The organism is Syntrophothermus lipocalidus DSM 12680 (assembly GCF_000092405.1).
In the GTDB taxonomy this organism is placed as follows: Bacteria; Bacillota; Syntrophomonadia; order Syntrophomonadales; family Syntrophothermaceae; genus Syntrophothermus; species Syntrophothermus lipocalidus.
This window is the reverse complement of sequence record NC_014220.1, coordinates 160,939-182,823: the sequence shown is the minus strand read 5'-3', so window position 1 is coordinate 182,823 and position 21,885 is coordinate 160,939. Positions and strand designations below refer to the sequence as shown.

The following is a 21,885-nucleotide window of genomic DNA, read 5'->3' as shown; positions in this document are numbered from 1 at the left end:
TTCTTAATCAATCCCATTGCGGCCTCCTTTTCTGCGTGCTAACCTTCTAAGGCGCAGTATAGATGGCTGATTCTCCCCTTGGAACCCCCCTCTTCCCGGCACCGAAGTATTTCGGATAAACAACAGAAAGCATTGCTAAACCCCAAAACGTGCAAAAACTCGGACCATTAGCCATAACTTGATTGTTACAGGGCATATATACGAACATAATGGCAAGCACAGGTATCAACGCAATTGAAAAAATATTTTTTCCAAATATCGCATCCATCCATGTCCTGGCCAGGAATAAACCCAGAATAAACATAACTAAGACTACACCCACAAATGACACGTCGCATGCTAGCCAAGTGTAACAAGTATGCCATAACCCAGTGGCAGACCATTCTGGTTCTAATTTGGCCATATAAGTGCGTCCAAACATATTAACATGTGTTATTCTTTCTACCTGTCGAGTCAAAAAGTAGGAGTTCCCGACTCCAAAGGTTGATGTCAAAGGACGTGAAATCGCGAGCGACATTCCGTAATATCCGTGTGTAATGTAAAACAAGAGACCATACCGAGCATTATCCAATAGTTCGGAGTTGCCTGCGTTGTTTGATTGGTTTGCAGTCAACTCATTGGTTTTCGGGCCACTGGTACGATTCGCTTCTGTAAACTCCACTTCTGCCTGTTGTTGTGGAATACTCTTTTCTAAATATGTAGTTACTGAACCAACCCGAGTGGTCATATTTAAGCCGATGAAATAAAACGAAAATATAGTCAAGAGCGCAATGTAAAGTACTATGGGGATCTTATGTTGTAACCAAGTCTTAATATTATTACCTTTGATATATCCACATATTGCATCGAAGGCAAATACAACAATCAAAGTGATCAACAAATCAAAAACACCTTTATTGGTCCCAATCAAAACCCATTTTCCCATTTCAAAAATGAGAATTATACTAAAAACTATTCTATATGGTAACTTCAATTTATCCCACCATATTATTGGCAGTACAAACGAAAACCAAGCCATGGGAGCAATTATACATTGCACAGCGTTTAATGCAGGATTGGGTTGAAGGGCAGAAAGTTGAACTGCCTTGTTGTAGTACACGCTCGCGGGATTAGTTAATCCTATAACGAGTTGTTGCGTAATATTGCTAAGGGAGGTATCGACAATACCCGTTGTATAAGGAAAACTGATTATGTAGCAGATAATATAACATAAATATGAGCCAATTATGAGAATTAGGTTGGGCGAATATTCATTCTTTGTGTGCGAATAAGTGATATGTTCGTGTTTACTTGTTCTCCAATACACAACATATCCACTGATGAACGCCAAATGATACAACACTATGTATAAAAGGAACATACTTAAGTTTTGTATGTGCCACTTTATTGGTCCAAGTAAGAAAACCAAAACGGTAAAGGTTAGATATATTTCAATAGCAACAAGGGGTAGAAATACAATTATCCATTCTTTATTGTCTTTTAGTACATCATTGCTATTATTCATATACTCTTTCACCCATACAAGCCTCTATCATCTCAATTACCTTCTTCGCCTGCACATAGCAATTCTTGTTTTCAAGTACAAACTGTCTCGCCCGCTGGCCTCGTATATTTCTTTCATGCTGAGGTAGCATTAGTACCCGTTGTATCGCTTCTGCAATGCCATCATCGGTTTCATTTTCAATGACGTACACATAATCAAAGTATTCTTCAGGGATACCGGGTAAACGTGTCGTCAATACCGGAGTCCCTGTTGCCATATACTCCAGAGTCTTGGAAGGGAACGAATATAAAGTAAAAGCCGAATCCGATGGTCGTGGATTGATTAGCAATGATGCTTTCTTCTCAAACTCAACAACTTCTTTCCTGGGATACATTCCAAAGAACTTAATTCGTAAGTCTATTAACGCCTGTTGTCTAATCTCATCTTCCATGTCCCCGGTGCCAAAAATCCATAATTGTATATTCTCTTGTCTCAATTTCCTAAAAGCACTAATCAACTTATCAATGCCAAACTGTCTATATAAAGCCCCGGCATACATAATAACATTATCAGATTCCATGCAAATTTTATCATCTTGCACATCCGTCAATTCAGGATCACTCATTCCTTCAATTACAATCGACGGACGATTCTTCCGATTGATAACTCCATTCATATACTTGGTCAGCAGAATGTATCCATCAAATCTAGATTCGGCCATATTGCAAAGCCACTTAAAAGGGTAACTCAGCACCCTCTTTAGGCATGATTGTTTAGTATACGTCAAGATTAACGAAGGTAAGTCAGGAACTATAACAAAAACCGGAGTTCCTATAATTGGTCGCAAGATGAGTGCCGAAAAAACCATGGGTACGTTAATACAGGCGAAGATAATTGCTTTTCTTTTTCTCCTATTAAATACTGCCCATCTTATTATTTCAAAGCCTAATCCTATAGATTGGATAAGCTGCTTAACAACTGGTAAATTTACAACGGGCAAATAAATGCACAACGTATTACCAAATAATCGTTCACTATATGAGGGCCAAAAAATGCGCTTGTGAGCAGGAAAGGATGGGATTAACCGAAACGAACATGCAGTAACATTTACATTGTCTAACATACTAAATCCTTTTAGAAATAGCCCTTCAAATACTTGCGACGCGGAACCGGCAGGCTTTACAGTGCATTCCGAAACTATTTTCCAATACGTCTGTTCTTCGCTAAAATTCGTTACAAAAAATAATTCCATCTTACTCTCAAACTCCTCAAAACCTGTTCATGCCAGCAATGCGAGCAACGGTACGGGCTATCATGTAATATGCACGTGCATTTATTAGAAACAATATTGAACTTAACCGTACCCTGACATCAGAAAAGTCTCTAAGGCGTTTCATCCTTTCTTTAGCTTTTAAATCATTGCACAACTTAATAAACTTCGGGTAGGGCAAGGCACAAGCCGCCTGCCACAGGGTTGCCCATACCCATCTTGCCACACCATGTATTTCAAATTCCTTTCCAAAAGAGGGACAATGGACTTCAAAAAATCGCACTAAGTCCTCCATCAGGTATAACCCTTCCAACCGCTCAGGCCCAAACTTTGCCATGGCCGATCCTTCCCTGAATCTGTAATTGTACAGACGCCTGTTGCAGAGGCTTACTTTGTCTACATGCGCTAAGGCTCTCCACACGAAATGCAAATCTTCAGAGTAACGATAGCCTTCGGCAAAGTATATACCTTCTTTTATCAACAACTCGCGTTGGATAAGAAGGCTCCAACAGCCGACACCGATTTTACCCAACAACATATTTCGCATCAGCCTTAGAGACTCACAAACCCGAACTTCTCCCTCAGATAATCCACATGATGAATGTGGGCTTCCTTCAGAAAGGGTGATGAAGCTACAAAGGGCTATTGTAGTATTATTTTTGATATTAGCATCGTAAAGAGTCTTAAGATAATAGGGAGAAACTGTATCATCGGCATCCACAAAACAGACGTATCTACCCCGCGCGTACTGCAGACCTGTGTTCCTAGCAACGCTGACACCTGAGTTCCCCTGCATAATTAAGCAACCACCAACCTTACTTCCTGATAAGTATTTCCTAACTATATTAAAGGTCTCATCCGTAGACCCATCATCAACCACTATGATCTCAAAGTCAGTAAAAACCTGCATCTCCAGAGAATACAACATTTCCTCTATGTACCTCTCAACGTTGAATGCAGGTATAATGACGCTCACCGCCGGTTCAATAAGGAATCGGAAATCCAATACTGTGTGTTCTCGAGTCATCAACAACCCTCTCAACTATACTGTCTTCCCCCACACCACTTTGTTCACAATCATCGTATAGCTCTGTATGATCCTAACCACCTTGACCGAGACGTTTGTGTCACAATAGTCAGGTGGCAAAAACGTAGGTTCTTCGTTTTCATGCATTTTGATAGCGAGTTCGATTGACTGCTCTACCTCTTCCCCGGTTATGCCTCCTATAACCATAGTACCCTTGTCGAGAACCTCTGGTCTTTCGGTAGAAGTTCTGATAAGAACCGCCGGGAAACCGAGGATAGCACTTTCCTCCGAGAGGGTACCACTGTCGGATACCACGCAGTAAGCGTTTTGCTGCAGCTTCACGTAATCGGTAAAACTAAACGGTTCCAGGTCTCTCACCAACGGATGAAATTCGAAACATCGAGCCTCGATGAATTTTCGGCTACGGGGGTGGGTGGAATAAATCACTGGCATCTGGTAACGTTCAGCCACCCTGTTCACTGCATTCATAAGAGTAAGGAAGTTTCTTTCTTGATCGATGTTTTCTTCCCGGTGAGCAGACAAAAGTATATACTGCCGCGGCGCCAAACCTAATCGCTCCAAAATTGTGCTGGCCTCAATTCGTCCCCGGTGCTGTTTCAAAACCTCTGGCATGGGCGAACCGGTCACAAAAATGCGATCGCCGCGGAACCCTTCGGCCAAAAGATACCGCCGTGAATGCTCGGTATAGGGAAGGTTGATGTCAGAAATATGGTCAACAATCCGACGGTTGATCTCCTCGGGAACATTCTCATCGAAGCACCTATTCCCTGCCTCCATGTGGAAAATGGGAATCTTTAGTCTTTTGGCCGATAAGGCAGAGAGCGCACTATTGGTATCGCCTAGGATTAGAAGGGCGTCCGGCATTTCCCGCTTTAGGACTTCATAGGACCTGGCAATGATATTTCCGATTGTTTCCCCCAAATGCGAGCCGGCACAATCCAGATAAAAGTCGGGCTCTCTTAATCCCAAATCCTGAAAAAATATCTGATTTAGTGTGTAATCCCAGTTTTGTCCAGTATGAACCAATATATGGTGGAAGTAGCGGTCACACGCTTTAATTACCTCCGACAACCTGATTATCTCCGGGCGGGTACCGATTATCGTCATAACCTTGAGTCTGGACATCACTATACCTCCGCATAGTAGGTATCCGGATGTTCTTCATCAAAGATTTCATCCGCCCAGAAGAGCGTTATAAGGTCGTTGTCCCCAATATTGGTAATGCTGTGCGTGTAACCCGGCGGTATATCCACTACTACCGGCTTCTCGCCTGAAACCTCATAGGATAGAATTTCCCCAGTGTCTATCCGACGGAATTGGATAATACCCTTACCCTCAATAACCAAGAACTTCTCTACCTTAGTATGGTGCCAATGGTTACCCCTTGTAATCCCGGGTCTGGTTCTCGAAACGAAAATCTGCCCGAACTGTTTTGACTTGATAAACTCCGCCAGCCAGCCGCGGTGATCATGCTTCATCTCCAGTTCATAGCCAAAATCATCCTCTGATAGATAGGAGATATAGGTAGCATAAAGAAACCGCTCCAGATCATTTTCAAAGTTGGGCACTACTAGAGTTTTGCGGCTTGCAGCAAAGGAGTATATGGTGTCAGCCAGTCGTTGCAGCGTCACCTTGAAAGTGCGGGGAACATAACAGAAGCCACTATCATCCTTATGGGGATTGCCCTCCATAGCTGAGATCAGCTCAGCCACCACATCATCTATGTATACCAGCGTGAGCTCTGCATCGGGGTTGTTTATCTGGATGGGAAGCCCCCGGGCAATGTTATAGCAGAAAGTCGCCACTACGGAGTTGTAGTTGGGGCGGCACCACTTGCCGAAAACATTGGGCAAACGGTATATATAGACTGGTGCCCCACTGCGATGTGACCACTCCCAAAGAGCATCTTCCGCTTTCTTTTTGCTAACCCCATAGGGGTTATCCAGAGCAGCCTGAATAGAAGAAGTAACCGCAATCGGAATATTACGGTTGCTTTTAGCAAGCAGTTCCAGCAATTGCACAGTAAAACCCCAATTACCCTCATCAAACTCCTCCACGTTTTGCGGGCGGTTAACGCCTGCCAGATGAAAAACAAAGTCGGCGCACGCTGCAAACTCTGCTAGCTCTTGTGCAGAATTATCTTTGTCGTAGGCCAAAATTTTTATATCGTTCCTTTGTTCCAGCGCAGCGCACAGGTTTTTCCCAATAAACCCAGCAGCCCCAGTAACCAGCACGGTTTTCATAAATCAATGCTCCTTACCGCCTTAATCCTTTGGAGACGGCGCGGCTGAGATTTCAAGCGCCATTCTTCCAGTTCCTGCCTTATGTACTCAAGGGTCAGGAGTTTTTCTTTGATTTGGTTTACATTCAACCGCTCGGTATTCTCAGAAGTGTATTCTCTGGCCCGGCTGATCTTTTCCTCTCCCTTGACAAAATACTTGTCATAGTTTAGATCGCGGTCGTCCGGCGGAATACGGTAATACCGTCCTAAGTCTTCCGCATACGCCATCTCTTCCCTTGTTAACAGAGTCTCATGAAGTTTTTCCCCGTGGCGGGTCCCGATAATTTTAATCTCGTTATCAGCCTGGAATAATTCTTTCAAAGCCTGGGCCAAATCTCCTATGGTAGCTGCAGGAGCCTTTTGCACAAATATATCCCCCGGGGTGGCGTGTTCGAAGGCAAATAAAACCAATTCAACCGCTTCCTCTAGCGACATTAGAAAGCGGGTCATGGCAGGATCGGTGACTGTTAAAGGCTGTCCCGTTTTTATCTGTTCTACAAATAAGGGAATGACCGAGCCTCGGGAAGCCATTACGTTGCCGTAACGAGTACCGCAGATGGTAATCTTATTTGGATCTGCGACCCGCGATTTAGCAACCATAACCTTTTCCATAAGGGCTTTAGACATGCCCATGGCGTTGATGGGGTAGACCGCTTTGTCAGTAGACAGACAAATTACTTTTTTGACCCCATGTTCAATGGCTGCATTAAGGACATTCTCTGTGCCCATGATGTTTGTTTTTACCGCTTCCATGGGGAAAAATTCACAGGAAGGAACCTGTTTGAGAGCCGCCGCGTGAAAGACGTAATCAACCCCCACCATCGCAGTAGCAACACTGTTATAATCGCGGACATCGCCGATGAAAAACTTAACCTTGGGGTTTTTAAGGGCCTTGCGCATGTCGTCCTGTTTTTTTTCATCGCGGGAAAAGATACGAATTTCGCAGACATCGGTATGTAAGAATCTTTTTAGCACAGCATTGCCGAATGAACCAGTGCCTCCGGTAATAAGAAGGCATTTACCTGTAAACATGTTTACTCACCGCCTACAGCTTACCTAAGAAGCTTATTTAAAATGCGAGGTTATGATGTCATACCCCCGGGAAACTGTATAATATTTTTCCAGATAACAGCGGCCATTTAGACCCATCCCTCGCCGGAGGGAAGGGTCAGCCGCTAGGGTGTTTACTGCTTCCATAAATGCAGCAAGGTCTCCGCTCTTCACCCACAAGCCGCAATTGGCTTCTTTTAATACGTCCTTAATATCAGTGTTTTCGTCAGTCGCTGCCAGTACTGGTAACGCAGATTCCATATAGCCTGTTAATCGAGAAGGAAAGTTGGGGATGGTAAACCGCGCATCAAGAAAAATCATCCCTACATCGCAAGCATCCAGCAGCTGATCGTAATCGTCTTTGGGAAGAAAGCTTATAAGCCTGGTATTGGAATGATCGCCGGTTTCGAGGTGAGCCTTTATTCCTCCGTACTCGGTCCCAGAGCCGACAATCAGAAAAAAAATGTCGTACCTATTCTGTATACTATCTAGCACAGTAAGCAAAAAGTCTATTCCTTGGGGAAGCCCCAGGTTGCCCCCGTAAACAAAGACCACTGCGTCTTGAGGTATTCCCCATCTTTTGCGTATTTCCAGGCGTCTGGCTTCATCAACAATTGAAAGAGGCCTTGGCTTTATGCTGTTGGGGCATTCTTCCACCTTCGCAGGGTCAAGATCAGGGTTGTGCCGCAATAGATACTCCACATTAGCCCGGGACATGCACCCGATATGATCCGAGACTTCATACAAACGCTTTTCTTTTGCACGAAAATAACGCCAGATTAAACCTCCTTTCTTCATCAGGCCAATGTCCACGGCATTTTGGGGAAAGATATCTTTAAGCAAAAGGTATGACTTGCACTTGTCTCTCGCCTTTATGTATTTTACAACCCGCTCAAAAGTTATGGGTGGGGTTGAATAGAGCACCAGATCGAATTTTACGTTATTTAGGTATTTATTTATAGCTGCTATAAACTGCCAATCAATGAGAAGCGTCGCCAGACCTTTCTCAATGATATTACTGGTCCTTTTTATATTCCCCGTCCTTACTCGCAGCACGTTTACCCCGTTTTCGTTTTTAAATTCGGTAGGCTTGCCGTGCCGCCGCTCGCGCTGGCATATGACATAAACCTTATCGCCGCGAGCAGAAAATTCCTGCATTAAGTCGGTATATATATTGCGGTCACCCTCTCGCTCGGGATAAGCAATAGTCAAGAAAAGCACGTTCATAAACCTGGCCCCTACAACTATGTTTATTTCTTGACCTCCAAACCTGAATAAACTAGCTCCACAATTACAACCGCCCGCTCGCCGATTGCCTAAGACTTGGCGACAGCTCCGGCAATATTTGGGAAATCTCTGACCCAACTGCGGCGTCTAGCGACTTCAAATATGTCTTCAATACGGCACCAATCTTCTCTAGGTCCTCTTCGCCGTTTTCCCGAGCAATAAATATTCTCTGATGCCGCGTTACGTCGAGCAACTCTTTTCTGCTCAGGAGCTCTTCACACAGTTTTTCGCCCGGTCTTATCCCGGTAATCTCGATCTTTATGTCAACATCCGGCCGGAGCCCAGAAAGCCTGATCATATCCCGCGCTAAATCGATGATTTTTACGGGCTCGCCCATGTCGAGAACGAATATTTCTCCGCCCTGAGCCAGAGCTCCCGCCTGGATGACCAGCTGCACAGCCTCAGGTATGGTCATGAAGTAGCGCTGCATGTCTTCGTGGGTAACGGTCACCGGGCCCCCTTTGGCTATTTGGCTGGCAAAAATGGGAACCACGCTGCCCCTGCTCCCCAGGACGTTGCCGAACCTTACGGAGGCGAAACGCGTCTTGCCCTTGCCGTTCATGGACTGAACTATCAGCTCGCCCACCCGCTTGGTGGCGCCCATGACGCTGGTGGGGTTGACTGCCTTGTCGGTCGATATGTAAATGAATACCTCAGCCCCGTAGTTTTTTGCCGCGCAGGCGACCACGATGGTCCCGCCCACATTGTTCTTCACCGCCTCATCGGGATTGACTTCCATCATGGGAACGTGCTTATAAGCAGCAGCGTGAAATACTACCTGGGGCCTGTGCCTGCTGAAAACAGTTTCGATTTTAGCGTGGTCCTTGACATCGGCCAGGCAGGGGACGATTTGGGCTTCGGGGTAGCTCTTGCGCAGTTCCAGTTCTATCTCAAAAAGGCCGTTTTCGGAGTTGTCCAAGACGATCAAACCTGCGGGTTTAAACGAACACACTTGCCGGCAGAGTTCCGATCCGATGGAACCCGCTCCCCCCGTAACCAGGACCACTTTGCCCTTAAGGTATCCCGCGATCCCCTCTAGATCCACTTTGACCGGCTCCCGCCGCAGGAGGTCCTCGACCGAAACCGATCTGATGCGGCTGACCCTCACTCTTCCGTTTATCAATTCGTAGACCCCTGGAAGCACCTTGATGCTGGCCTTGGTTTGACCGCATATATCAATGATCTCGCGGACGGTTCTTCCCGGCACGGAGGGCATCGCAATGAGAATCGTGTCTACATCGTGCCTCTCCACCAGGCGCGGGATGTCACGCCTGTCTCCCAAAACTTTCAGCCCACTGAACATCAGTCCTCTTTTGCCCGGATCGTCGTCCACAAAACCCACCGGATGAAGGGTTGCCTTACTGTTTGGGGAAAGCAGCTCTCTTGCCACCAACATCCCGGCATCTCCCGCGCCCACGATAAGCGTCCGGCTCCTGCCTCCTGAAGAACCACCGTTTCCCACGTCACGAATTATCCTAGAGCTCATGCGGGAAAGACCGATCAAACCGATAGTTATAATCCACTCGATAATATGTACACTGCGAGGAAGAAGGGTCCAACCGATGAGATAGGTGCAGAGGGTTGACCCCGCCGCTCCAGCGGTAGCCGCCTTGACAATGATAATAAGCTCCCTTATACTGGCATACTCCCACATCTGTCGATAGAGCTTGAAATAGGCAAAGGCCGCCAAGTAACATGCTATGGTAAGAGGAAGAACCGTCAGCAATCCATCTAAGTATTGTTTTGGTATATCGCCGTCGAGTCTCAGGAACAACGATATGTAGCCTGATGCCGCGACTATCGCGGCATCCAGGATAACAAGGCCTATCCTGCGCCGAATAACGAGCCGCTCCTTTCTGCGTACCGAAGATACCTATGCCGGTATCACACGCTACCAGCGATATGATTATCATTCGATGTCTATTCCCCCTGCATCATACTCAGGTTGATACTTCGTTGTCTCCAACTAAAAGCCCTCCCCACTTATCGTCTCGGCTGACCCCGGCGGGCCCTTACCGCTTAATGTACTAAAGAATATCTATTCGTCACAAAAATGCAAAATCCTTCCTGACAGTCTATTATTTTCTCGAAATAGACTTATCGCCTACCTGTTCTCGCGTCTAAACTAGTTCTTCAAGAGAATCCTCGCTTCCTCTACTTTCTTGTCCAATTCCGCAGGCCGCCTAAAGGAAGAGCTCTGCAGAGGATACTCCGTTTGGACGGCCGCTATCTTGCGGTCGAGCTGATCGGAAATCTGGGCGATTTTTGCCAAGTAGCGGCAGGCCTCGGCGGGTTTTTTCTGGTCCAGGTAATACTTGCCCACGGTCAGGTAGGCATCGGCCAGGTTCAGGTAGCTGGCGGAATCGAGCGGGTTCGTCTTCAGGTACTGCTCGAGGATACGCAGCTGTCCTTGTGGATCGCCCAGGAGCGAATAGGTCTGAAGCAGTTCCTTCAGGTTCTGCAGGTCGTAAGGGCGAAGGCGTTCGGAGTCCTGGGCGTGCTTCTTGGCCGCGGTGAGATAGACTCCCGCCTGCGGGTATTTGTTCTCCGCCAGTACCTTATACTTAACCGCGCATATCTTGGCCAGGTAGGCATCGAACCTGCCGTCCCACTGGTTCAGGTTGATGGCGCGGTTCATGGCCTCTTCGGCCTGGTCAAATTTGTTTTTGTTCGCCGCTTCGGCTCCCCGCTCGGCCCAGGTGTTGGCCCGGGCAAAGGAGGCCGCGGGTATGAGCAGGATAAGGGCTGTGGCGACTGCCACTGCCAATAACCATCCTGGCTCTTTCCCGGTTATACGTATCCCCGGACAGGACAAATTGGTACCGGCTGCCACCAGGGCGATAAGCGACCATAACACCATGGCCATGGCGGCGAGCGACAGGTCGAAGTCGATGGCAGCGTGGGCTCCGAAAGCCAGGGCAGCCGAGGCGACTCCCCAGTTAAGGGCCCATTCTCCTCGCGGCGGTCGCGAACGGTAGAGCCGCCACAGGTTGTATGCCAGGAAGGCCCACATGACGAGGAATGCGATGAACCCGATGGTACCCGCTTCCACCCATACCTGCAGAAAGTGGTTGTGCACCTCGGTAGTCCAGAAGGGGTACCCCTGGTACTGGTGGTAGAGGGCGTTCCAGCCTCCGGCCCCGGTGCCGAAGAGCGGGTAATCTTTCACGATTCTCATGGCGGTATAGTTGAACTCAAGGCGAGATACGTAGCTGGAATTGGCGACATCGCCGAACTGGGCAAACCGCGAAACGAGACTCGTGGGCAGCACTTCTCGGGATATCCGGGCGTGCCAGCCGCCTTGGACGGCCACAGCAGCGCATATCAGCAAAATCACCAAAGCCACACCTGCGGTGAGAACCCGCCCCTTCTTGCGGTAGCAGCAAACCAGACCTTCCCAAAGCAGTTGCCCCAGGATGACAACCAAAACGGTGGCAAGCAGCCCTTCGAAGGCCAGCCGGTTTTGCCCGGCCGTTACAGCGGGGAGAAACTTGATGCTCCCGAGCGATGCACCCGCCCAGGCCAAAAACAGGCTGTAGGCAGTTTTGAGCCGGTACAGTCCCGGCATCCCGGCCAGCAGCAACAGGGCCCCTACCACGAGCACCAGCCAGCCGCCTTTGGATACCGCTACCACTGCCACCAGAACCATGATGGCAGTGGAAATGGCGTATATGAGTCTTCGAATGATATTCCGCTCCCTTATCCAGAGCACGACACCGATGAGGCTCATCACCGCCATGTAGGTAGCAGTCGTGTTCGGGTACTGCAGAGTGGACATTATCCTGCCATCCTCAAACGCCCCCGGGTAATGGGAATAACCGGTGGCGGCGGCGATGCCGATGGCGGCTACTCCCAGGGCGCTGGCAAAAAGGACCTGGAGGACGGTCTCGTAGCGCCGGTAATCCTGCACGACCTGGGTGACCATCCAGTAGATCATGAAGTAGTTCAGGGCTTTGAGGAAGCCTTTGATGGCGTCACCGATATGTACGGCGTCGATGAGGGAAAGGAGATAGGCCCCAGCGTACGCCAGGACCGCGTAATCCAGCGGGTTTTGGATGAATCTCAGGTCACGCCGCCGGAACTTGTCCACCCATACCAGGCCGTAGATGAGGGCGGTGATGACGTGGGTGGGCAGGAGCTCCTTATCGAAGAAAAGCCCGCGAAAATACGGGGGATAGAATAGAAGAACGCAGACCAGGAAAAACACCAGGGCCGAGAACCAGCCCTGGGGAAGGCTGAGGCGAGGAAACCCCGCCCTCTTCGCCATTTTCGGTGTATGGGAACCCTGTCGGACTTCTTTCTTGGTTTTTGTCCCTGAACTAGCAGACATCCTTTTCGGCGCTTCAGCATTCGCCTTTTTGCTTGCCGGTTTCTTCTTAGCCATGTTCCTCTCCCGTATTCGTTGCTCGACGCAGATTAACGCAGATTTCACTCCCCATTTTGCCCTATCGGCTCGGTTCCCGAGCCTGGGGATGCGGGGCTAGGGTACGAATGGTCGCTGGGGGCTTGGGCCCAGGCGGCCCAGTCCTTATTGGCAGTTTTGGTCGTAGTCGTGGTCTTACTCTCTTCAGGGTAAGGAGAATCCTGGAGCACAGCGACGGTTTTCCCCGCCAAGAGATCATCGAGTATGGTGGCGGCGATTTTCTTGTCCGCCATCCAGTAGCTTATGCCGGCATGGGTGTAAAAGTAGCCGGGCAAGGTCTGGGCGTGGAGGTTTTCCGGTTTGAAGTCCTTCGCCATCTCGGCCAGGGCTATCATCTGGCGCAGGGACAGGTTAGTCTGGACGTTTTTGGCGATCTGGGGCACCAGCTTGGGAAGCTTCAGTATGGTCTTCGTCTGGAACATCTCTTGGGCCAATGCCATCATGAACTTCTGCTGGTGTTCGGTGCGCCCGATGTCCCCGGTCGCATACCCCCGGTAGCGGACGTAGGCCAGGGCCTGGCGCCCGTTTAAGCGCTGGACCCCCGGTTTTAGGTCTATGTCTTCCGAGGGCTTGTACATCCGCCGTTCCACGTCGATGGTGACGCCTCCCAGGGTGTCAACAATGTCCTTGAACCCGTTGAAGTTGGTGAGGACGTAATAGTCTATCTTCGTGTCCATGAGATCCCCCACCACTTTACAGGCGAGTTTGGGCCCGCCCACCGCACAGGCAGCGTTGACCTTGGGCACGGGGCTGCCCGGCACCTCGATCCTGGTATCGCGGGGGATGGAAACTACCGCCACCCTGCCGTTCTTGGTATCTATGCGGGCGAGCATGATGGTGTCAGACCTGGTCATGGTCTCGCCTTTGCGGGCGTCAATGCCGAGGATGAGGATGTCCACCTGGTCTTTGAGCCCGCTGCCGCCCACCGCAACCTTCGCCGTCTCCATGAGTTTGGACCAGAGTTCTCCTGAGATCAGAGCCGGTATGCTCCACCCAATGCCGAAACTGAAGAGGAAGCAAGCGGTAAGCAGTATTCCGATTTTCAGTAACGCTGAAGCTTTGGTCATTGTATTTCACCTCTAGAGTAGCCACAGATGAACACTGATTAACATGGATTTACACTGATACGGATTTTTTCTTTTACTATAAATAAAATCTGTGTTCATCCGTGAATATCTGTGTAAATCTGTGGCTTATGTTTAACCTCGCGGCCGGTGACGATGCCGATGCGGGTGGCCCCGATGACCACGAAGACCAGAAGCAGGGCCAGGATCAGCGTCGCCTGGGGGCTGGTGACGTAAGTCAAAGCCACCGCTGCCCCGCCGAAGATAACGCTGATGCCGTAAATTATCAAGACGCTCTGGCGGTGGCTGAACCCCAGTGCCATCAGTCTGTGATGCAGGTGGTTCTTGTCGGGGGCGAAGATCGGCACCTTCTTATTAATACGCCTTATAATGGCAAAAAAGGTATCGAATACCGGGATCCCGAGAACCACGATCGGGACGAACAAAGAAATCACGGCCGCGCTCTTGGCCAGCCCCACTACCGCCAGGCAGGCCAAGACGAAGCCTAAGAAAAGGGCACCGGCATCACCCATGAAGATGCGGGCCGGGTGAAAGTTATAGGGTAGAAAGCCGAGGACGGCGCCGACCAGGGCCAGGCAGAGCAGGGCCACTGCCGGCTCTCCCTGCTGAAAAGCAATAATACCCATGCTGAGGGCCGCGATACCGGAAACCCCGGCCGCCAGCCCGTCCAGCCCGTCCACCAGGTTGACGGCGTTGGTAACCCCGACTATCCACAAGAGGGTCAGGGGAACCCCGAGCTTGCCCAGGTAGATCAGCCCGTCAAACGGGTTGGTCATGAAGTGTACGGTGACTCCGCAGTAAACGGCTACCGCCGCTGCCAAGATCTGGCCCGCGAGCTTGGCCCAGGGGGACAGGCTGAACACGTCGTCCAGTGCCCCGACGGCAAAGACGATAATTCCTCCTATAATGATACCTAAGTAGGGGCCCTGGGCTTGCACTGCCCATGCCGCAGCGCACACAAATCCTGCGAATATGGCAAGCCCTCCCAGCCGGGGCATGATGTTCGTATGCACCTTGCGGGCGTCGGGCTCGTCAACAGCCCCCAGCTTAAAGGCCAGTTTGCGGGCCAGGGGGACCGTGATTCGAGCCACGACCAGGGCTATGATAAAGGCGACAAGGTATGACTGCCAGTGTATCGACACGTTTTTACCTTCTTTCTAGCTTCGGCCTTCCTGCAATCGTGAGGCCGGTACCGGCCTCGACTTCGCTATGTGTGATTCTACCACCGCCTCCGGTGGTTGTCTATAAGGCTTCGACAAACGACGAGCTAATTCCTGCCGCATCATAGCCACTGATAGACACAGATTAACGCAGATTTTCACAGATGCTATTAACAATTACAAAAACCTACTAGCTCCGCGGATTTTTTGAAAGATTGTTTTCACTCTCGTTCTGTGGAATAATAATCTTGCGGCAGGCAGGACTGGATGCGAGGAGGGATAATTGATGCGTTACTTGGTTGTGATTGAAAAAGGCTCTGACAACTACTCCGCATATTTGCCCGATGTGCCGGGATGCGTGGCAGCAGGAAGAACACCAGAAGAGACTTTACAACTGCTGGCCGAAGCACTGGAACTGCACCTTGAAGGCCTCAAAGAAGACGGGTTGCCAATTCCTACCCCTACCAGCGTGGCCAATTACATCGAAATCGAACACGTCTCTGCGGGTTAGGCTGGGCTTTTTCTTCCCTACCCTTCACTTTCCTTCGTTTCGCCTTTCTTGTCACGCCATGTTATGGTAAATATACCTTCCCCCCTCCCAACGATAAACGGTTTGCAAACGGGGACTGGAGCTTTATACTAATAGGTATGTATATGTACTCGGTACTCGTGGTGGGAAACAGCGGGAGGGCATCAGTATGCAGCTTACCAGGAGTTTGAAGCTGGGTTTGATTGCGGTCATTGTTATAGCGGTTGTGAGTTCGGCGTACACCGCCTACCGGTACCGGTTCCTCGTGGAGAAAGATTTCCGGCAGGTGGAGCTGTTGGCTAGCTACGGGGACATCGTGTCCCTGGCCGGAGCTGAAGGCATGACTGCCCGCGAAGGCATGTCGTTTCTCAAGGAGCGGGGGCTGACCGGGGTGGTCATACAGGAACCGACGGTGGAAGACCTGGTGAAACGGGGGGACGCCGTTGTCTACCAGGGACGCCAGCTTGTGGCTTTGCTGGACGAGGCCGAGCATCCTTCCTGGCTATCCGAACTGCAGGCTCGCGGCTACTTGGAACCCTCACGGACGTATCTGGTGGCTACCAATCCCGTAACCGGTGAACAGTTGGCCCGTTTCATCCCGGCCAAGCTGCCGAATAGTTATTGTCTTGCGACTGAGGACGGCTGTGTGGTAGGTACCGTAGCGCCATACGAAGTCTTAAAAGACATCGGGGCCGGGTTTTCTCTGACAACCGCACGCGAGGTGAGTTCTCGCGGCCTTGACGTTTTTTTACAGGTCCGAACGTGGCCGGGAGCTAATCGAACCAGCATCGGCAAGGTGTTCGGGCAGTTTGCAGACATGCCCGGCCTTGCCGGCATCGTATTCAACGACACTACTGTACCCGGCTATCCCGGGGCCTTAGATGAAACCGCCCGCCAGATGGCGAAACTAGGGGTACCGGTCGCTGAAATAGAGTTCTATCCCCAGGCAGGGCTGCCCAAACTCGCCCGCCTGCTGGACCAGCATCTGGTCCGGTTGCACACCCTAAACGACAAAGACCAGAAGTCTCTTTCTTCATCCGAAGCGATTGACCGTTACGTATTGGCTGCGGCCGAAAGGAACCATCGCCTGCTCCTGTTCAAGCCCCTATCCAATGAAAAGAGCCTGGCGGCTCTAGGCCACATGATTTCTGCCACCAAGCAAAGGCTGCTCGAAGAAGGACTGTCTGCGGGGCCAGCCTCGACCCTGCCGGCTTCGGCGGCACCTCTCGTCCTGGTTTTTGTGGCGGGGCTGGGAGTTATCGCCGGAGGCGTGCTGCTCTTTGCGGCTCTGGGGTGGAGACGGTGGCTCGTTGGGCTGGCCTTGGCGGCCGCCGCGGTTTGGGTGCTGCTTCTCTACGCAGACCGAACGTTCGCGGCCAAGCTGATGGCCCTCACCTCGGTTCTGGTTTTCCCCACTCTCGGAGTGCTCACGGGGGTGGACGCCAAACCCCGGACCGTGGGCAGAGCTTTGTCGGCTTTCGTTAAAATGTCGGGCGTGTCATTGCTGGGCGCGGTGTTTATGGTAGGGCTTCTGGCCGACTCTTCTTTTATGCTGAAGCTGAACCAGTTCGCCGGAGTGAAGCTAGCCCATGCCGTGCCCCTGGGGGTGGTGGCCGTTTTCTTCGTCTTGAAGGCGGCCCCGGGCCGGAGCTTGAGGGAAAAGATCGAGGGCATGATGGTACGGCCCCTGGAAACAGGAATGGCCCTTGGGGGTCTCGTCCTGGCAGCTGCGCTGGCCGTGTACCTCATCCGTACCGGCAATGAAGGGCTGCCAGTGAGCGGTCTGGAGCTCAAGCTCCGGACTTTGCTGGACCACATCATGGGTGCGAGGCCCAGGACTAAGGAGTTTGCCCTGGGACACCCGGCCATGCTGCTTTTGCTTTTATACGGTTACCGCAATAACCGTTTTCTGCCGCTTTTAGTCCTGGCGGCTATCGGCCAGGTCTCGATGGTGAACACCTTCGCCCATATCCACACCCCGCTTATGGTTTCCGTACTCCGTACTTGCAACGGCCTGGTCCTGGGCCTGGCGGTGGGGCTAGTGGCTTATGCGGCGGTTAAGGTTCTCGGAATGTGGTGGGAAAGACTGGGCGAGGCAGTTGAAGATGAGCCTGAGAAGATACGAGTCAGTGAAGAAATGCGTGATTAGCGGCTATTACGGGTTCGGTAACCTGGGAGATGAGGCGATCCTCTTTGCTCTCGTGCGGGCGCTTCGTTCTTCGTTCCCCGGTACCGACATAACCGTGCTTTCTGGGAACTGCGAGCACACGGCCTCTAGCTACGGCGTTAAGGCCGCTGACCGCTGGAATCCGGTGGCGGTCTGGCGGGCTCTGCGCGCTTCCGACGGCCTGATAAGCGGGGGCGGAAGCCTGCTTCAGGATGTGACCGGGCTGGGCAGCCTCTGTTACTACCTGGGGGTGATGTGGCTGGCGATACTAGCGGGAAGACCGTTCTGGATTCACGCTCAGGGCATCGGGCCTGTCCGCTCGAGTCTGGGCCGGCTTTTGGTAAGATTGACCTTACGCCGGGCCCGGGGCATATCGGTGCGGGACCCGGAGTCGAAGGAGGAGCTTGTGGCCATGGGGCTGGCCCCGGAGCTTATCGAAGTGACGGTAGACCCGGTACTGACTCTGGACCGAGAGGTGGCCGATCTGCAAATGGGACGGCGAATACTGGAGCGCTGGGGCGTAAAAGGGTTGGGCGAACAGAAGATTGTGGGTATCTCGGTCCGCGAGTGGCGAGGGCTTACCGCCTATAGGCTGGCGGTAGCCGAAGCAGCGGACCGGCTGGTGGAATCGGGCTGTTCGGTCGTATTTCTGCCTTTCCAGTACGAGTCGGATGTCGCCGTCTGCCGGGATATCATAAGAATGATGAACCGGCCCTCATCTGTCGTGGACGAGCCGCTGTCGGTCGTAGAGATGGCTTCGGTCATTGCCTGTTTGGACCTGGTAATCGGAATGCGGCTGCACGCGTTGATACTCGGGCACGCGATGGGGGTGCCGGTGGTCGGCATTTCGTATGACCCGAAGATCGACCGCTTCCTGGCTTCTGTAGGGAAAGAACCCGCGATGTCGGTCGAGCAGCCGGACGGGGAGGTACTTATAGAAGCAGTATTGAGCCACAGATAAACACAGATTTGCACTGATTGACACAGACATTGTAAGACGCAGACTCCCTGAGCTGCTTAAAAGCAGTACTCCTAGGCTTTGCAATATCCGTCTAATGTTGGCGGTAAATCCTATTTATATTTTTTATAGAATGCAATTATTTTTTGTAACCAGTACAAATCTGCGTTAATCAGCGTCTACTAAAACTCTGTGATCATCTGTGATAATCTGTGTGCATCTGTGGCTGTTAAAGAAGGGTGTTTGGGTTGTTGCTGGATGTTATGCGGGATCGCTGGAATCGAATACGGGAGGCTGTGCAGCCTAAGGATTTACGGCGGGTATTCGCCGTTTTTCTTGGGCTGATGCTACTGGCACAGGTGTCGTTGCCTTCTCTGGTGAACAGGTATTATGAGAGCCAGAGCCGGACGTATGTTTATGGCCAGCGGCTGCCCCGTAATTTTGAACAGATCCATAAAGACTTTCCGCTGGTTCTTCGCTATATAGAAAAGCACCTCTCCGACTACGACATTAACGTGTTATTCCTCGGGGACTCGGTAGCCTACGGGGCAGGAGTGGGTGAAAACGAAACCATCCCGGCTTACCTGGAAGAAGAGCTTAAAGGGCTGTTTCCGGGGAAAAAGGTGCGGGTGTGGAACCTGGCGGTTCCTGGGAGCGAGCCTGGGGATCTTTACTGCGTCCTGCGGCGGGTAGGGGCTCTGCACCCGGATGCGGTGGTGGCCGATTTCAACCTGCTGTTCTACGGTAAGGCCAGCATCCAGGACCCGGTCGCTTTCAACTGGTTGTACCTAGACCCCGGCCTGCCAGCCGATGCGGTAAAGAAGGTCAATACCGTCTACCCGCGGCCGTTTCCCGACCGGGTGGCAGAGTTCTTCGACCGGTATTTCCCCCTGTACCATTACCGGGAATTGATCAACTCCGTCCTTTTCGGCGGCCACCCCCGGGACAAAGTCGAAGCAAAGCTGAAGGCTGTGTGGCAGAAGCTCTCGGGCGGCGGCGTAGTAGCCGCATCTGCTGCGAGCCCTGGGCCGGCAGCTGCAGCTGACAGAGCGAAACAGAGGGAGAAGGTGGCGTTCATGTACGATTCTTCTCCCATCAATACCGAAACCAACGCGGCTTACCTGTTCAGTGAAGCGGTACTGGAGTTTCTCGAACGGCAGGAATACCCGTCTTTTGTCTTTCTGACCGACCAGAACCGGGATATCCTGGGCCCGCTGGTGACTAATCCCGGTTTTGTCAGCAATGCCCGCCTGGTGGAATCACTGCTGAGACGCTATCAGGTTCCCTACTTGAGCTTTTGCGGACGGATGCCGGGCGAAAGCTTCGTCGACCACGTTCACCTGAACCCGGACGGGAACCGGAAAGTAGCGAGGGAACTGGCCCGTGAGCTGGCCCCGCGCTTGAGGGGGGTGAGCCCGTGATCTTTACCACCGGGGTCTTTGCCCTGTTTTTCGCACTGGTCTTGCCGTTATACTGGGTCCTTCCGCCCCGGGCCCGAAAGTACCTGCTGATCGTGGCCGGCATGGTGTTTTACGCGTACTACTATGTGCCTTACCTGGTCGTGGTCCTGGTAATGACGATCTTAACCTATATCGCCGCCTTGGCTATACTTAAGGCTAGGGACGGAGCTGGAAGTAGCAAGGGCCGCGCGCGGGTATGGCTGTTCGTGGGAGTTGCGGCCTCGGTCCTGGTCCTGGGATACTTCAAATACTGGAAGATGCTGGTCTCTACCTGGAACGAGCTGGCGTCTCGGATCCACATGGGGCACCCGGCCCCGGTTCCCGATATCCTGGTGCCGATGGCTATTTCGTTTTTCACGTTTGAGTTCATCCACTTTGTATCAGACGTTTACCTGGGCAAGATCGACCGGGAAACGGTCAAGGTGCCGGATTTTGCCCTGTTCATATTCTTTTTCCCTACCCTGGTCAGCGGCCCCATAAAGCGCTACCAAGGGTTCCAGAAGCAGTCCCAGTCTATGCCCGAGTTTGCGCTGGACAACCTGTTGGGCGGCGGTAAACGGGTCATTCTGGGACTGGCGCAGAAGTTCATTCTGGCCGACACCATAGGCCGGTTTGCCGCTCCCCTGGCCGCTCCTGAAGCGTGGAGCGCGCAAATGCTGGCTTTCGCCGCTTACGCTTATGCATTCAAGATCTACTTCGATTTTGCGGGGTATTCGGATATGGCCATTGGTCTGGCCCAGATGCTGGGATTTAAAGTGCCGGAGAACTTCGACCGGCCGTATTTTCAGCCCAACATCGCCCAGTTCTGGCGGCACTGGCACATGAGCCTGTCGAGCTGGATCCGGGACTATCTTTATATTCCCCTGGGCGGGAGCCGCCTGGGATTTGCTCGCACGCTGGCCAACCTCATCGCGGCCTTTGCCATATGCGGGCTCTGGCACGGGGCTGCTTGGAACTTCGTGGCCTGGGGCTTGTGGCACGGTTTCGGTATGGTCGGGCATAGAATTTGGCACCGGTACCTCGGGCAGAGGCTGGCGAGATTCGGTACCCCGGTACATTTCCTCAATGTTTTCTTAACGTTTAACTTCGTGGTGGCAGGGTGGGTGCTCTTCGCTTCGCCTTCGCTCTCGGCGGCTGCTCTTACCTATGCTAAGCTGGCCGGGGCGTGCGCGCGGCTTATCGGGCTGTGACCGGGTTGGCGCAGGTTAACGCAGACGGGGGTGTAAGAAGTGAGTGGGTTGTGGCGTAATTTATCTGGGGCATTTGTGGACGTGAGTTGGGGGGTCCTGCTGTTCGTCCTGGTGGTTCTGTGCATACTGTTTGCCACCGGGGTCGAAGCCAGGTTTATTTATACCGACTTCTAGCCACAGACCCGGCACTCAGCTCAAGTCCTGATTAGCGACTAGCGTTTTCGGGACCAACTGGCATGTTGCAAGTTCGGCCAGCTGAGTGCCGGGCTGATTAGCACAGATTAGCACAGATTCCTTAGACGCTGATTAACGCAGACTTCCGTGACACTCGAGGGTATTGCCAATAGAGAAAAGAATAGATAAGAACAGTGTTTTCCGAGGAGTGTTAGCCAGCTCGCTCCAAGACTCCTCGCCTGCAACACATCGGCTCTCTTCGGTGCGAAGCGGACCGCTCGGGATTCGGCATCCATGCACTCAGTCCCTCGCTGCTCGAA

17 protein-coding genes are annotated in these 21,885 nt (G+C 51.7%); 6 read left to right on the top strand and 11 right to left on the bottom strand.

Going from position 1 to position 21,885, the window contains the following annotated elements:
• Positions 1-46: 46 nt before the first annotated feature.
• The 11 genes from SLIP_RS00855 to SLIP_RS00805 form a co-directional block, all read right to left on the bottom strand.
• A complete protein-coding gene (locus tag SLIP_RS00855) occupies positions 47-1,516 on the bottom strand; it encodes a hypothetical protein (RefSeq protein ID WP_013174372.1) in 1,470 nt (489 codons plus the stop codon).
• A complete protein-coding gene (locus tag SLIP_RS11885) occupies positions 1,497-2,735 on the bottom strand; it encodes a glycosyltransferase (protein ID WP_013174371.1) in 1,239 nt (412 codons plus the stop codon). Before SLIP_RS11885 ends, SLIP_RS00855 begins: the two co-directional genes overlap by 20 nt.
• A 16-nt stretch (positions 2,736-2,751) precedes the next feature.
• On the bottom strand, positions 2,752-3,795 hold the full coding sequence (locus SLIP_RS11880) for a glycosyltransferase family 2 protein (protein ID WP_049764990.1): 1,044 nt from the start codon (positions 3,793-3,795) through the stop codon (positions 2,752-2,754).
• A complete protein-coding gene (gene wecB / locus SLIP_RS00840; protein ID WP_013174369.1) occupies positions 3,796-4,926 on the bottom strand; it encodes a non-hydrolyzing UDP-N-acetylglucosamine 2-epimerase in 1,131 nt (376 codons plus the stop codon).
• Between the two features lie 2 nt (positions 4,927-4,928).
• Positions 4,929-6,044, bottom strand: coding sequence for a polysaccharide biosynthesis C-terminal domain-containing protein (locus SLIP_RS00835; protein WP_013174368.1), 1,116 nt, complete (start codon positions 6,042-6,044; stop codon positions 4,929-4,931).
• Positions 6,041-7,114 (bottom strand): polysaccharide biosynthesis protein, encoded by a 1,074-nt coding sequence (locus tag SLIP_RS00830; RefSeq protein WP_013174367.1) that lies wholly within the window; start codon positions 7,112-7,114, stop codon positions 6,041-6,043. Before SLIP_RS00830 ends, SLIP_RS00835 begins: the two co-directional genes overlap by 4 nt.
• A gap of 33 nt (positions 7,115-7,147) precedes the next feature.
• The gene (locus SLIP_RS00825) at positions 7,148-8,359 is read right to left on the bottom strand and encodes a glycosyltransferase family 4 protein (protein WP_013174366.1); all 1,212 of its coding nucleotides are present in this window, start codon (positions 8,357-8,359) and stop codon (positions 7,148-7,150) included.
• Positions 8,360-8,423: 64 nt separating this feature from the next.
• The gene (locus SLIP_RS00820) at positions 8,424-10,193 is read right to left on the bottom strand and encodes a polysaccharide biosynthesis protein (protein ID WP_242649113.1); all 1,770 of its coding nucleotides are present in this window, start codon (positions 10,191-10,193) and stop codon (positions 8,424-8,426) included.
• A 351-nt stretch (positions 10,194-10,544) separates the two neighbouring features.
• The gene (locus tag SLIP_RS00815; RefSeq protein WP_013174364.1) at positions 10,545-12,803 is read right to left on the bottom strand and encodes an O-antigen ligase family protein; all 2,259 of its coding nucleotides are present in this window, start codon (positions 12,801-12,803) and stop codon (positions 10,545-10,547) included.
• A gap of 44 nt (positions 12,804-12,847) precedes the next feature.
• Positions 12,848-13,909 (bottom strand): LCP family protein, encoded by a 1,062-nt coding sequence (locus SLIP_RS00810; protein ID WP_013174363.1) that lies wholly within the window; start codon positions 13,907-13,909, stop codon positions 12,848-12,850.
• Between the two features lie 95 nt (positions 13,910-14,004).
• Positions 14,005-15,069, bottom strand: a complete 1,065-nt coding sequence (locus SLIP_RS00805; protein ID WP_013174362.1) for a glycosyltransferase family 4 protein — start codon at positions 15,067-15,069, stop codon at positions 14,005-14,007.
• A gap of 304 nt (positions 15,070-15,373) precedes the next feature.
• On the opposite strand from SLIP_RS00805, the gene SLIP_RS00800 reads away from it, so the two are divergent.
• The 6 genes from SLIP_RS00800 (at position 15,374) to SLIP_RS12990 (ending at position 21,565) form a co-directional block, all read left to right on the top strand.
• Entirely contained in the window at positions 15,374-15,598 is a 225-nt protein-coding gene (locus SLIP_RS00800) for a type II toxin-antitoxin system HicB family antitoxin (protein ID WP_013174361.1), read from the top strand.
• Positions 15,599-15,785: 187 nt separating this feature from the next.
• Positions 15,786-17,765 (top strand): DUF5693 family protein, encoded by a 1,980-nt coding sequence (locus tag SLIP_RS00795; protein ID WP_013174360.1) that lies wholly within the window; start codon positions 15,786-15,788, stop codon positions 17,763-17,765.
• Positions 17,722-18,744 carry a polysaccharide pyruvyl transferase CsaB gene (gene csaB, locus SLIP_RS00790; protein ID WP_169303732.1) on the top strand — a complete coding sequence of 341 codons (1,023 nt, stop codon included), beginning with the start codon at positions 17,722-17,724 and terminating at the stop codon, positions 18,742-18,744. Before SLIP_RS00795 ends, csaB begins: the two co-directional genes overlap by 44 nt.
• Before the next feature lie 245 nt (positions 18,745-18,989).
• Positions 18,990-20,162: an SGNH/GDSL hydrolase family protein gene (locus SLIP_RS00785; RefSeq protein ID WP_013174358.1), complete on the top strand. Its 1,173-nt coding sequence runs from the start codon at positions 18,990-18,992 to the stop codon at positions 20,160-20,162.
• Complete coding sequence (locus tag SLIP_RS00780; RefSeq protein WP_013174357.1) at positions 20,159-21,391, top strand: MBOAT family O-acyltransferase; 1,233 nt, start codon at positions 20,159-20,161, stop codon at positions 21,389-21,391. The genes SLIP_RS00785 and SLIP_RS00780 overlap by 4 nt, the downstream gene beginning before the upstream one ends.
• A 39-nt stretch (positions 21,392-21,430) precedes the next feature.
• The gene (locus tag SLIP_RS12990) at positions 21,431-21,565 is read left to right on the top strand and encodes a hypothetical protein (protein ID WP_013174356.1); all 135 of its coding nucleotides are present in this window, start codon (positions 21,431-21,433) and stop codon (positions 21,563-21,565) included.
• Positions 21,566-21,885: the final 320 nt, after the last annotated feature.